Source organism: Pseudonocardia kujensis, from assembly GCF_021283305.1.
GTDB classification, from domain to species: Bacteria; Actinomycetota; Actinomycetes; order Mycobacteriales; family Pseudonocardiaceae; genus Pseudonocardia; species Pseudonocardia kujensis.
In genome coordinates this window covers 1-13151 of sequence record NZ_JAJSOK010000117.1, presented here as the reverse complement: position 1 = coordinate 13151, position 13151 = coordinate 1, and the positions used below count along the sequence as shown (strand labels likewise).

Here is a 13151-nt window from a genome sequence, read left to right as displayed (position 1 = left end):
GTACAACCCGCGCCGGATCCAGGCCCGTCTCGGCGGGCTCTCGCCCGACGAGTACGAAGACAACTATCGTCGCGCTCAGCCCGACGCAGACAGGTAACTCGCACTCCGGGAAACCGGGGGAAGCTCAGGTGCCAGTGTGCTGGCGTTGCACCGCCCCCAAGCGCACGCCCTTCTTGAGGAACCCAGCCTCGTCAACCACGAACACCCCGGGTGCCTGGTCGCCAAGTCCGGCGAGCACGTAGGAGCGGACGTCGTCCCGCACGCCTTCGACGTCCCAGTCGGTGGTTCGCAACAGCCGCTGCGGTCCTCGTACATAGGCCCCGGCCCGTGCCCGCGACTCCGACCGTGTGAACTGCAGCGGATCAACTCCGTGACTGCGTTGAATGTCCACAACCACCCAGCAAGCTCGACCACACAGCGCTCATCACCGTCCGACGACCATCAGCCTCTCACGAGACCCAGCTACTGCGGCTTCAGCGCCCGGATAGACCGGCGATTCACACCGCGTTCACGACCTCGCATCGAACCTCCTCCCAGTCGCCTGTGACTCACGTCTTAGTCGCCACCATGGCTCGTGCGAGCACGGAGGATGATCGTGAAACCCGAACAACCCACTACCTCGTTCCTCTCGGTTGGGTTCGACACCAAGCTTCCCCTCGCCCGGACAAGCCTCTTCGGGATGCAGCATCTCTTGGCGCTCTCGGGCATCTGGCTCATTCCGGGAATGATCGGCGCCGCGCTAGATTTGGAGACCCGCGCGATCGCCTGGCTCGTGCAAGGCTCTCTACTGCTCAGCGGACTGGTGACAATCCTGCAATCGAGCAGAGTTCTACGTTTGCCGATTGTGCAAGGACCGAGCGTGGCGTTCATGGTTGCGATCATTGCGATCGGCTCCATCCATGGTCTCGGGACAGCATTCGGATCGATGGCGGTTGCTGGCGCCATCTTCGCGTTGCTGTGCCTGCCTCTTCGCCGGATCGGACTATTCGGGTATTTCGTGCCGCTGATCTCGAAACCGATTGTCTTCGGAAGCTTTTTTCTCATCATTGGTGCTCAGCTCGCCTCCTACGGAATCAGCGGCTGGTTCGGCAATCAGGGTCAGAAGGGCTACGGAAGTGAGACATTCGTTATCAGTCTTCTCACGTTCCTCGCGGTTGTCGCCCTCTACATCCTAGGAGGAACCGGAACCGTAAGTCGATGTGCCGTGTTGTGGGGGAGCATCATCGGTGTCGTCCTAGCCGGCTCGGTCGGGTTGTGGAATGTCGCCGACACGGCGAGTGCCTCCATCGTTCGGCCACCCGAATGGCTGCCGTTCGGCTTTGACGTCAGGTTCGACGCGGTGCTTCTCATGCTCGGCGCATTTCTCGGGTCGGCCTCGGAGGCAGTGGGGATGTACGAGATGGTCGGCAGGTGGGGCGGACAGAAGGTCGGCGTGGTCCGGACGAACCGCGGACTCTTCGCCGAAATGATGGGCACAGCTGTCGGCGCGCTCTTTGCCGGCGTCGGTTCGACCTCGTATCCCGAGAACGCGGGACTCGTGCGCATCTCGAGGGTAGGGAGCCGATACGTAACCATGGCCGCCGGCGTCGCCGCTGTGGTGCTCGCCTTTATACCCAAGGTAAGTCTGTTGATCGCAAGCGTACCAACCTTCGTGATCGGCGCTGCGGCCACAGTCCTCTACGGCAGCATCATGATATCCGGTGTGCAGATCCTTCGCGAGGTCGACTGGGAGGATCAACTCAACGTCGTGGTCGCTGGGCCAGCAGTGATCTTGGCTTTAGGCGCACACCTCATCCCAGCAGACATCGTCAATCAGATGCCTGAGGTCGTCGCGAACCTGGTGACTTCCCCCATGATGGTGGGATTGATTCTACTAATCGTACTGAATGTGGTCGTGAATCACGGAATACGTCCACTTCTTCAGCGCAATCGCCGTACAGTTGGAGTCACAAACCTTGCTAGCGCAGAGGACGACGTATGAGTAAAACGCAGACGGCTATTCGACTTGGGCTTGCGCAGACCATGACCTACTTTGGTACACGGGAGCGCGAGAACCTAGAGAATGCAGCCCGCTTGACGCGCGAAGCAGCAGAGGCGGGTGTGGACCTTCTGGTGTTCGCAGAGAACTATCCCGGACCGTTCACGGCTGACAATCGATACGAGGTCGAACCGAGATTGTCAGCGGCAGCTCGCGAACACGGTGTCGCACTCGCCTTCGGCACCTCCCTGCCCGCCCCTGGCCGACCGGGTGTCTACAACGTCGCGACTGTGGTCCTCGACGCAGACGGAGAGCGTCGTGGAGAGTATAGACGTACTCACCCGGATGGTCCATATATGTACCGCGCGACCAAAGAGTGGAACTACGACTACGAGCCTGCGGACCAGTTCCCCGTCTTCGAGATGCCATGGGGCATCATGGGTGTGTGCATTTGTTCGGAGATCCATTTGCCGGAAATCTCGCGCATCCTTGCTCTGAAGGGAGCAGAGGTCGTTGTGTACCCGAGTGGCCTGCTGTTGCATGAATGCGGGTACACCGAGAGCTGGCAGACGCTTGCCTATGCGCGTGCGATCGAGAACCAGATGTACACCGCAACACTTGTCAATGTCGTAGATTCCTCCGTCGCGGCGCCGCTCTCAGACGATCCTGAAAGCCTATTGAGTGCACAAACGAAGGGAATCGGCCTGATCGCGTCGCCGGAGGGTGTTCTCGCAAGGTCCACCGAAACCGGCATCCTGATCGCGGATCTGGATTTGGAGCACATCCGCGAGCTGCGACGAACCGATGAGAAATACGTTATGCCGCCGCCGTTCGAAACGATTCCAGGACACTTGAAGTGGCGGCGCCCTAATCTCTATGGTGATTTAACTGATTCTCCCTTATGGCCGGTCCCCAGAGCGGGCCGAGCGGGAGCGGAAGATGGGAGGGTTACTCGGAGTATGGGCTGAGGTTGTTACCAGAGCTCGCGTGTCCCGTGCGGCCGCCGGGAACCGGCGTACCTATCGGCGGCCAAAGTGCCATGCTGTCAACGTCTGGGAGTGGCGCCAATGAGGCTCGTTCAATCCAAGGTCAAGGCACCCGCTCTGGCAAGCGACTCGGTGGTGCGGCCCAGGCTCAACATGCTGCTCAACGAATTGCTCGCAAGACACCAAGTGGTGACGGTCGCCGCGACAGCGGGCGCGGGAAAGACGACCGCGATCCACCATGCGCTGAACAGCGGAGGCGTTCCGTACTCCTGGCTCAGCTTGGGCCAGTCGGAGAACGATCCGGAACGCCTTGTAACACATCTGGCGGCCTCTCTGGAACGCCGTTTACCGGGGTCTTGGGCTCTAGTGCAAGCGGCCCTGGGGTCCGGGGTCTCGCACCGAGAGGCGGTAGAGCTCCTTGTGGAGTCCCTGTCGAACGAATCATTCATACTCGTCGTGGACAACACCGAGGTTCTCTTCGGCTATGACGACGCCATCGACCTTCTTGGTGCCATCGGTTCGATGCTTCCGCCAGGCGGACGCTTGCTTTTGGCCGGTCGGACAAGTCTGCCCCTTCGCTTCAGATCGCCCAAGGCACCGAACCGCGTTGGCCGGCTCGACGATCGTGATCTTGCCTTAACCGTCACTGAGGCCGAGGCTCTGTTGAAGCAAGCCGAATTCGCGGAACTCGACGTTGAGGCGATCGTACGCTCGACGGGTGGATGGGTCGCGGGCGTCCTTTTAGAGGCACAGCGAGGCGAGGCGCACGTCGCCGGTTTGGCTAACGAGGAAGATCCGCTCTACGGGTACCTCGCGGCGGAGGTGCTGGGGCAAGTCGATGAGCGGGTACGCGAGTTCTTAGTCCTCACCTCACTGCTCGACGAGGTCACCGTCAAGGGCGCACGTGCACTTGGCTTGGCAGAGGCTACAAGCACCATTGCACTGCTAAAGAGCATTAGGCTCCCTGTGCAGTGGCGCCAGGGCAAGTCGACGTTCCGTTGCTACCCCGCTTTCCACGGGTTCCTTCGAGACCAATTCGAACGGCATCCGGACAGGGAGCGCGAAAGAGCACGGATGAACCTTGCGCGCTCGTTGGTTCGTTCCCGGCAATTCGAGGAAGCCGTCGACTTGTTCATATCACTAGGTGAGGTTGAGGAAGCGCGGCAGGCTGCTGAACGATGCATCGTGGAAGTTGTGCTCCGCTCAGAACTGGAGGTTGCGGAGCGCTGGCTAGACCGCCTGGGTGATGTCCAGCGGCTCTCCCCCGAGTTCGCCAAGGCAGAGATGTTGCTGTCCCTCGCGACTGACAACTATGCAAGAGGCGCCGCTGTATGCGACAGGATGCTGAACAGCCGCGGCGGCCGACGGGCCTTCGCCGATAGTCCTGAGCTGGTGGCCTTGAGCACGTGGCTTTACACCCACCAGGGCCGCGCCGAGGCGATCTGGGATGTGTTTTCGATGTGTCGCCCCGGCTCGGAATGCGATATTGTCAAGTACGTGATCAGCGGCATCCGAAATGAGGTACGGGCACCAGGCATTTTACCTGAACTGACCGGGTCCGTGTTCGATGCCCTCTTGATGCGAGCGCGTTACGATCTGGGCGATATCGGCAAGCTGCTTGAGGCGGAGGAGTCGAATCCGTGGGTCGCCGGCGCATCAGCGCCTTGGAAGGCGAGCGCCCTACTCGCCGCCGGTCGGATTGCGGAGTGCAGTGATCTGATCAAGAACCCTGACCGTAAGAGTGACGGTGGGTCCTGGCTCTCGGAGTTCGTTGAGCCCAAGTTCATCGCGGAGACGGGAAATGTCGAACTTGCACTTGCGCGGCTAAGGTCTCGTCGGCACGCGACCATAGAATCCGGTTCTGTCTACCGCGTCATCGTCAGTTTGCTTGCCGAGGTCGAGATCCGGCTCCAGCACCAGACAGGCACCGAAACGGTGCCCCAACTGCTGAACGCAGTCGCCAGTTACGAAGCCGCTGAGAGCTTCGCCGTCCTGCGCGAACAGCGAGACACGCTCACCGGTCTTATGCATCTGATGAACAATCAGGTCGACCAGGCTGTGCCTTTGCTGCGACGAGCTGTCGAATCGATGGTGCGCGGGCACCGGATGCTGCATCTGCCGTCGGCGGCGGTCTACCTGTCCGAGGCGCTATGGCGCATTGGAGAACCAGATGAGGCAGACGCCGCAGCGACTACTGCCCTCGCCGGCGCCGCTGAGCAGGGCACGAACCACGGCCTCAGGCGGGCCCTCACCCTCTTTCCTGAAGTGGTCGCGCGCCGCCTGGATGCCGAGCCGAGTTCGAACTCGGAGTGGAGCCGGATAGCGCGGAGCTTGCCCGCGCTTGCCAAGGGACATGCCCTGAATCAGGGGATGGACCTCCATCTCATCCAGTTCGGGCAGGTGGGTGCACGGCTGAACGATTCTCACGTAGACCTTGGCTTGCGCAAAGCTCACGAACTCTTGGCGCTTCTGGACGAGGCCGGTCCCAGTGGCCTGAATCGTCAGCTGGTGCTAGCGCGTCTTTTCGACGCTGGCACCGAGAAGGCCAGAGGCGCCTACCTGCGGCAGATCACGCTGCGCCTACGTCAAGCAATTCCTGGTCTCCTGGACGCGGCCGAAGGAGTGTTTCGCCTCAGCTCCGAGTTCACCATCACGTCCGAATTCGACCGGGTGACTTCGCTGCAGCGTCAAGCCGCAAGCGAAAGAGGGCCGGCAAGTCTTGGCCTACTGACGCGCGCGATCGCGCTTCTAGATGGCGGCGAGTACATGCCAGGCTGTAACTCAGGTTGGGTAGTGGATCGCCGAGAAGCGTTGCAGTTGATGGCAATTGACATCCGTGCGGAAGCCGCGCACGCCGCTATTGAAGCAGGGAATCTTCTTCAGGCGGATGACTTGGCGGAAGCCGTGCTTGCCGTGGATCCGTATCGCGAACGCATGTGGCAGACGCGGATGCAGGTTGCTGCAGCGCTTGGCGATTCAGACGGCGTAGTGCGGATATACCGTGAATGCGAGGCAATGATGGCGACCATTCAGGCGCGGCCAACACGCACTACGTCGGCGATGCTAGAGAACCTGCGTCGTTGAAGGGTTGCTCGTCGAGGATCTCCAACGGCCGGGCAGACCCTGCGGCGTCGTTGTCGATGCGTTTAGCGCAGGTCACCGTGTCGTGCTCGTTGACGAAGGCGACGTGGTGGTGGTGGTGGTCTTGCGCTCACTCGATCCCACAGCTCACCGCTGCCATGCAGAGGCCGGGACTGCCCAGGGTTGGGACTGCCCAGACTCTGGTTGACCCGTGTCGGGTAGGCGTTCAGGCCGCGTGAGCGGCCGAGGCGAGTATCTCGAACTCGACTGGGGTGAGCCGGCCGAGGGTGTCCTGGCGTCTGCGGCGGTGGTAGGTGGTCTCGATCCAGGACACGATCGCCAGGCGGAGCTCGGCGCGGGTGTGCCAGCGGCGGCGGTTGAGGACGTTTTTCGGCAGGAGGCTGAAGAACGACTCCATCGCGGCGTTGTCCGCGCAGGTCCCGACCCGGCCCAAGGCCCCGCGGAGCTGGGCTTCGTGGAGAACCCGCTGGTAGGCGTGGGAGCGGAACTGGCTGTCTCTCTGTCGGAGTGCACGATCGCCGTCGCGTCCGGGGCGCGTAGCGCGATGGCGTTGCGCAGCGCGTCGACAGCGAGTTGGGAGGTCACGCGGGTGTCGATGGAGTAACCCACGATCCGCTTCGAGCAGGCGTCCTTGACCGCGCAGAGGTAGAGCTTGCCCTCGCGGGTGGGGTGCTCGGTGATGTCGTTGAACCACAACAGGTTCGGCGCTGCAGCACTGAACTCGCGGCCGACGAGGTCGTCGTGCACCGGCGGGCCGGCTTGCGGTAGCGGCCCCGTCGGCGGGCGTGGACCGACCACAGCTTCTGCAGTGTGCAGAGCCTGTTCACGCGGTTGTGCGAGGCAGGTCCACGTCGGACTTCGCGCCCGAGGTGGAGTGTCGCTCGCGGTAGCGGGCCACCGACATCGGGTTGAGCGCGAACACCCGATAGCCGGCCGCGAGCAGAGCCGCGACCCACGGACCGCGGTCGGTCTCGATGCCCACCACCACTACGCCCTCGGCGAGCAACCCGGTCTGCGGATCGAGATCGCTGTCGTCGAGATGCTCGGCGATCATCTCGTGCAGCCGCGACATCCCCGCCATGCCCTCGGGTAACCGCGCCCGCCCCAACCGCTTCCCGGTGCCGTCGACGATCTCCACGTCGTGGTGGTCCTCAGCCCAGTCGTCACCGACGAACAGCAACGTCCATCGCCTCCCGCTCAAGTCCCATGGACGGCAGCGTGGAGCAGGACCCCGCGACCTAATGGTCAAGTGCTCACCGGCCCCCGCGACGAACTCGGGGCCGGGGCACGTCATTCCATCAGCGGTCCGACCTGCTCACGACCAGCGGGCGCACGATCTGACTCAAGGGCTCGAAGCCCAGGCCAGAAGAGTGCTGACCCGCTGGCCGCCACCAGCGCCGAGCCTTGCGCCACCAGGCCCGGCAGGACCCATTAGGCCTTCTGACGGCCAATACGGGCGTACACCATCGGGCGTTTTGACCGGTAGATCCAGGCAATCACAAATCCTGCAACAAGCACGCCCCAGACGATCGCCTGCTCGACCGCTGCCTCGACGACGGAGCCACCTGTCATCGTCGTGAAGTTCGTAATTGCGAGATACAGCACTACGACCATGCCCACGACGCTGAGCAGGGGAGCGACGGTGGTATGCCACCGGCTGGCGTCCCTCGCATCGCGCCTGCACTGAAAGAAGAGAATGACGGCCGCGCTCGTCAAAGTCATGAGTACCATGATGGCGAAACCACCTGTCCCGGCGAGCTGGCCATACCACGCCTCCGGGTCGCTTCCAGCGAAGGCGAGCAGCGCGACAATTAACACCAGACTAAGAGTCAGCGAGCTCACGTAGGGCGAACCATGCCGAGGATGAACTTTACCCATACGGGCCGGCAGTACGCCGTCGATACCGAGCGAGTAGCAGTAACGCGATATAATGTTTTGCACGGACAACAGGGCGGCGAACGCGGACGTCACCACGAGCACTGTCACGACATCCTTGGCCCAGGTTCCAACAAATTTCTCCACCGCAGAGGCAAACATGCTGGTCGGCTGTGAAGCCGCAACGTCGCCGACATTCGCGGGGCCGTACGCCACGATCATTAGCCAGGTCGCAGCGATGTAGAACACGCCGAATGAGCCGACGGCGAGGTATGTGGCGCGAGGAACTGTGCGCCCCGGATCCTTCGTCTCTTCTCGGAAGATCGCGGTTGCCTCGAACCCGCCAAAGCTCAACGCTGCATAGAGTACGGCGACGCCGACCGAGCCTGACGCCAAAGCGTCCCAGCTGAACGGGGCGAATGGAATCCCCTCCGGTCCGCCCTGTCCTAGTACGCCCGCATCAAAGATGACAACGATCAGGATCTCACAGACCATCACGATCGATAGCACCTTGGCGGATAGATCGATCCGGAAGTAGCCGAGTGTCCCGGTTATACCGACGACCAGCAGCGCCAAGGCGTACCAGGGGATCGACTGAAGACCTAACTCTCCGGCGAGATTCGCGACAGCGGTGCCGATGAACATGTACGAGGCAACCGCCATGAAGAGGTACCCGGCGATTGCTAGGAAGCTCGCGCCGAGTCCTGGAGCCTTGCCTAGGCCTGCAGTGATGTAGGCGTAGAACGCGCCAGGATTATCTACATGACGGGTCATTGCGGTGTACCCGACCGAGAAGACGAGCAAGATCGCCATAGCGATGACATAGGCCAGTGGCGCACCTATGCCACCGAATGAGATCATGAAAGGTGTGACGGCCGACACCACCATGATGGGTGCTGACCAAGCCAGCACTGTGAGCACAAGCTCGATTACCCCGATACGACCCTTGAGTCGTTGCTGCGCGGATCCGGACTCTGCGGCAGAGTCGGGCAATGGGACGGGGCGCACGGGAACGGCGTCAGGCGCATTCAACTCGTTGGTCACTTGAACCCTTTCTCTTGCTCTCCCTGAAGGGCCATTTGGGTGTGCAGTCAGGGTGGGGCTCGAACTGATGTGGGCCAGAGGGCCGGGCTAGTTTCCACGCGCGGTGCTGATGCCTACGTCGCGCACTCATGCGCCTCGTCTTGCTGTCGACGCCGGTTCTCCCATGAGGCGAGTTGTCCTAGGGGGGCGGGCCGAGGCTTGCATCCTCATTCGCGGGGCGCAGTTCTCAACAGCTGTGGAGCAGGAAGATGACAGGCCGCCAATGGGAACACTGGCGGCCTGTCTCGCAGCGCGCTCTCGATTTCGTCCATAGGTTTCTCAACCACTTCGAAAGCAGGATGCGTGGTACAGGGGCGCCGATGCGTGAGGGCTGCTTGCTGGCGGGAGGCCCTTACGGAAGTGCCCGCTCGGTTTGGATGGGCTGCCCGAGCGGCCTTCTCGGACCGACGAGCAGATCGTTAACGGGCCCTTGGCCCTACAGAGTGGTGATCTCAAGTCGTGCGCCCGCAGGGCCGCCTATCTCCAGCGTCTGGTTCGTGGCGCGCATTGACGTAGCGAACCACCAGCGTTCCTGCGTGCCCGTCAGCGGAATGAAGTCCGGGTAATCGCTGCTGGCCAGCATGAGCAGGAGAGAGTGGTCTGGCTGCAAAACGTAGCCGGCTTCGCCTACCGACATGGTCAGATCCGTCGGCTCAGATGCGGTCAGTCGCTGCTGCCCACGGCAGATGAACCGCACGCTGCCGTCCGGCTCCAGATCCAGAAGGTAGGCGAACAGATCCATAGCCGGACCGGTAGTCGTGACCCGGCCGTGGAACGTCACCGGGCCAGCCAATTCGAGCGGTTCAATCAGTGGATCACACCGGAACGTGAGGACGTCCTCGCGGTCCACCGTCTCACGGAAGTCCGGCCATTCGGCAACCAAGAGAGACCAGAACTGGGTAGCAGTCGGCACGAGCTTGTCGGGATCGTGAGTCCATGATACCGGGCTGACATCGCCGACCTGCTGCGGTAGGAGGCGCCCAGTTGTGGCATCCTGGCCGCCTGCCAGATGCAGTACTCGTCGCGTGGCCTCCGGAGGAGGCCAACTGCTGGTCTGGCGAACCTCAGAGCTATGCGCTAATTGGTACTCGACAGCCGGAAGGGGCTCAACGTCGTCATTCCCCTTCAGGTACCGATCGAAGAACTGCAATTCCCCCTCGAACCACGTCCGAATCTGCTCAGGCGTGAGCTGCGGGACGTCGATACTCCCACCGTGGGACAAGTTGGCGGGCCGGTCGTCGAGGCGGGTATCGTCGTGATCATGGGGTCCGAGTCGTAGATGCACGATTGGCTTCCACGCGGGATTACCCACCATTGCCCGATAGTCCTGCATGGCCTCAGCTCGGCAGTATGGGTCAAACCAGCCCAGTGAGAGAAGCACCGGAACGGGCTTCGCATCGAGAGGATGGCCCTCGGGATAGCGGCGAAGCGGTGGTTGCGGCGACAGGTGCATGTCCATCGCTGGCGGTTTGACACCCATCTGCTCTGCCGCCTCCTCGAACGCCTTGATCAAAGGCCGGTGCGACCAGTCGTAGCCCTGCTCGTGGTCGAGTAGGTCGTTGACCGCGTAGAAGTCCATGACGTACTGGAAGTAGAACGTCCACTCGGGCTCCCCCGGTGTCAGCTGCGCCGCGCCGAGGTTTGTGTTGGTGGCGCGCGGCGCAATGGCACGCAACGCAGGGTGGTTCGTTGACAGTGCAGCCCATTGAGTGTAGCCAACATAAGATAGGCCGGTCATGCCTACTCGCCCGTTGGACCAGGACTGATTGACGATCCATTCAATGGTGTCGTAACCGTCCAGGGCTTCGTTGACCCACGGAACCGTCTCGCCCTCGGATCGGAACTTCCCCCGGCAATCTTGCGCCACCAAAGCGTATCCGCGCTCGAGGAGCGCCTCGGCGAACACGTCGACTCGAATGATCTGGCCGTTCTTGTCGTAAGGTAAGCGCGTCAACACCACAGGTACGGGTCCGTCCGTGTCCGGCAGATAGACGTCGGTCGCCAGACGGACGCCGTCACGCATGCGCACCATGAACTGCTTCGACCGGTTACTCGGAACGCCCGGCGAGATGTGGGTGAATGATATAGGGGCGGGGTGGAGCGCCGCCTCAGAGTTTGCTTGTTCAGACATTCTCCGGCCTTTCTGATTCCCCCCACAGATTGCAGGGTATGGCACGATTTCAAAGCACGAAGAGTAACGCTGACTCTCCCACTAGTTGAGAACTATTTGAAGCCGCCGGTTGCAACAGAAAACAGCGGAGTTTTGGTCGGCGCCAAGAGCAGCTTGCGGCGCTTTCACGCTGACAGGGGAGGAGCCCTCCTTGCGCTTCGTTTCAGAGACGTGCTCACAACCGGCAGACCTGGCGAACCCGTCTGACCGTGGAAACCAAACTGCAATCCCGTCTATGGACGCGACTGGGGTCGCGTATGGCGTCGGAGGCTAGCGGCGTGGCCTGTCGCTGTCTAGGCCCCCGCCCTCAGGTTGTCGGCTACACATGTCGCCCACGTCCGTTCGCTCCGTGACCAGGGCCGCGGGCGGAGACGGTCGCGAGAAGGCTGTGCCGGAGGCAGGGTGAGGTCGTCGTTGCGGCGTCTAGCGCGCCCCTATGACGGCTGGCCAGAGGCAACGCCTCTCGCCGCCGCGAGCATGTCCGAACGCAGACATGCTACGAACGCTTGACGAGACACGCTTGTTCTGTAGACAATCGTCTGGCCTAGACACTCGTCAGATCGCTTCGTCGCCCAGGAGGATGATGGTCTCGGACCTCCAGATTAGGTGTGCTCAGATTAAGCCGCTGCCGGGCCCGTTCTTGGTCTGGCGTCGCGCGGCATCATCGTCAGCGTCGTGGCGACGGGGGAGTCCTTGATGGCTGAGTGTCGGACTTGGCAGGGCAATCTCGCGGGTGGTCGGGCGTTCGGCCTGCCAGTTCGCGAGGTGAATCTGCACGAGTTACCCGACGGCGCCACGCATGTAGCGCTCTTGGACCTCACGGTTGATATCGCCGACATTCGCGTCACGCTTGTAAGGCAGTCGAGGCCAGTCTCGGTAGCGGCGGCCAGCTCGTCGCGGCGGAGAGCGTCGTGTTCGACGAGCAGGCCGTGTACGTAGTCACGCCGTCTCGACGCCGGTAGCCGGCCGCGGCAGTCGTGGCCGATCGTCGAGGCGTGGGTCAGCTCGGAGAGGAGCGTTGTCACGCTCGGCGTGGTGGAGCCCGTGCAGTCAGCCGCTTTGCTCGCTTGGTCGACTTCGACGGGCGGCTGTCACCTCCGTCAGCCAAGCGCTCGCGCGCCGGCCGGGCAAGCCACTTGACGGCACGAGGCAAGCGCGCCGATCAATGGCCGTGACGTCGTGACCTGCCACAAACCAATGTTTACAGGACGTACAGGCGCATCTGCCGCCGCTGCCAGTACTTCGACGCCGAGAGCCCAACGCGAGAACACCAGGGAGGAGGCGACGACCTGCCATCCTCGCCTCGGCGCTGCGCGACGACGCGTAGAGGTGTGTCGTGGTCGATGACGGCATCGGGCTCTGCCAGACCGAACCACGGCTGGCCATGGCGATCCGCTTCCTGGCGAGCTTATAGGGGCCGCCGCGTGGAGCTCCTACTCGGGTCCCTTCTCCCGATCGATGAGGCGGGTGAGCAGCGCGGCGATCTGTTGCTGGCCGGCCGCGGCCGCGTCGAGTGTCCCGCGGATCTCGGTGAACCCGGTCTGCATCTGCTCACGGAGGTCGCCGAGGTCGCCGCGCAGGGCGTTGAGGACGCGGGTGTTGTGGTCGCGGAAGTCGCGGATCTCGCCGCGGATCTCGGCGACGTCGCGGTCGGCTCCGCCGGCGAGGACGCGCGCCGCGGCGGCGTCCTGCTCGCTGCTGCGGACTCGCTCGGCAAGCTCCCGTACCTGGGTCTCCAATGCGCTGACGCGCCGCTCGAGTTCCTCAGGGCCGGCCATCAGTCCACCCTAGCGGGCCGGCACAGTTGATCAGCATTCACAGCTCAAGCAGGGCGCGTAGCGCGATGTCGACGGCCTCCATCGCCTCGGGGTCGGCGGTGCCGACGTGTTCGGTGAGTCGGCGGCGCATGACCTGCTCGAGCGTGCCCACCGCAGCCCAGCCGTGCGGGGCGACCGGC

General features: G+C 62.7%; 6 protein-coding genes and 3 pseudogenes. 3 read left to right on the top strand and 6 right to left on the bottom strand.

Annotation, left to right across the window (positions count from 1 at the left end; translation table 11 throughout):
- Positions 1–127: 127 nt before the first annotated feature.
- Positions 128–414, bottom strand: a pseudogene (locus LWC35_RS37795) (transposase); the annotation flags it as partial.
- A 181-nt stretch (positions 415–595) separates the two neighbouring features.
- Between LWC35_RS37795 and LWC35_RS37790 the strand changes: the two are divergent.
- From LWC35_RS37790 to LWC35_RS37780, 3 genes are all read left to right on the top strand, one after another.
- Positions 596–1981, top strand: coding sequence for a uracil-xanthine permease family protein (locus LWC35_RS37790; RefSeq protein WP_232875341.1), 1386 nt, complete (start codon positions 596–598; stop codon positions 1979–1981).
- Positions 1978–2946 (top strand): carbon-nitrogen hydrolase family protein, encoded by a 969-nt coding sequence (locus tag LWC35_RS37785; RefSeq protein ID WP_232875340.1) that lies wholly within the window; start codon positions 1978–1980, stop codon positions 2944–2946. The genes LWC35_RS37790 and LWC35_RS37785 overlap by 4 nt, the downstream gene beginning before the upstream one ends.
- 99 nt (positions 2947–3045) lie before the next feature.
- Entirely contained in the window at positions 3046–6048 is a 3003-nt protein-coding gene (locus tag LWC35_RS37780; RefSeq protein ID WP_232875338.1) for an AfsR/SARP family transcriptional regulator, read from the top strand.
- Positions 6049–6271: 223 nt separating this feature from the next.
- Here the strand turns inward: LWC35_RS37780 and LWC35_RS37775 are convergent.
- The 5 genes and pseudogenes from LWC35_RS37775 to LWC35_RS37755 all read right to left on the bottom strand — a co-directional run.
- Positions 6272–6908: pseudogene (locus LWC35_RS37775) on the bottom strand (IS3 family transposase); the annotation flags it as partial.
- 8 nt (positions 6909–6916) lie between these two features.
- Positions 6917–7246 (bottom strand): annotated as a pseudogene (locus tag LWC35_RS37770) (IS110 family transposase); the annotation flags it as partial.
- Positions 7247–7497: 251 nt separating this feature from the next.
- Positions 7498–8985: an APC family permease gene (locus tag LWC35_RS37765; protein ID WP_232875336.1), complete on the bottom strand. Its 1488-nt coding sequence runs from the start codon at positions 8983–8985 to the stop codon at positions 7498–7500.
- 475 nt (positions 8986–9460) lie between these two features.
- Positions 9461–11047, bottom strand: coding sequence for a CocE/NonD family hydrolase (locus LWC35_RS37760; protein ID WP_232875335.1), 1587 nt, complete (start codon positions 11045–11047; stop codon positions 9461–9463).
- Between the two features lie 1580 nt (positions 11048–12627).
- Positions 12628–12972 (bottom strand): SPX domain-containing protein, encoded by a 345-nt coding sequence (locus LWC35_RS37755; protein ID WP_232875333.1) that lies wholly within the window; start codon positions 12970–12972, stop codon positions 12628–12630.
- Positions 12973–13151 lie beyond the last annotated feature (179 nt).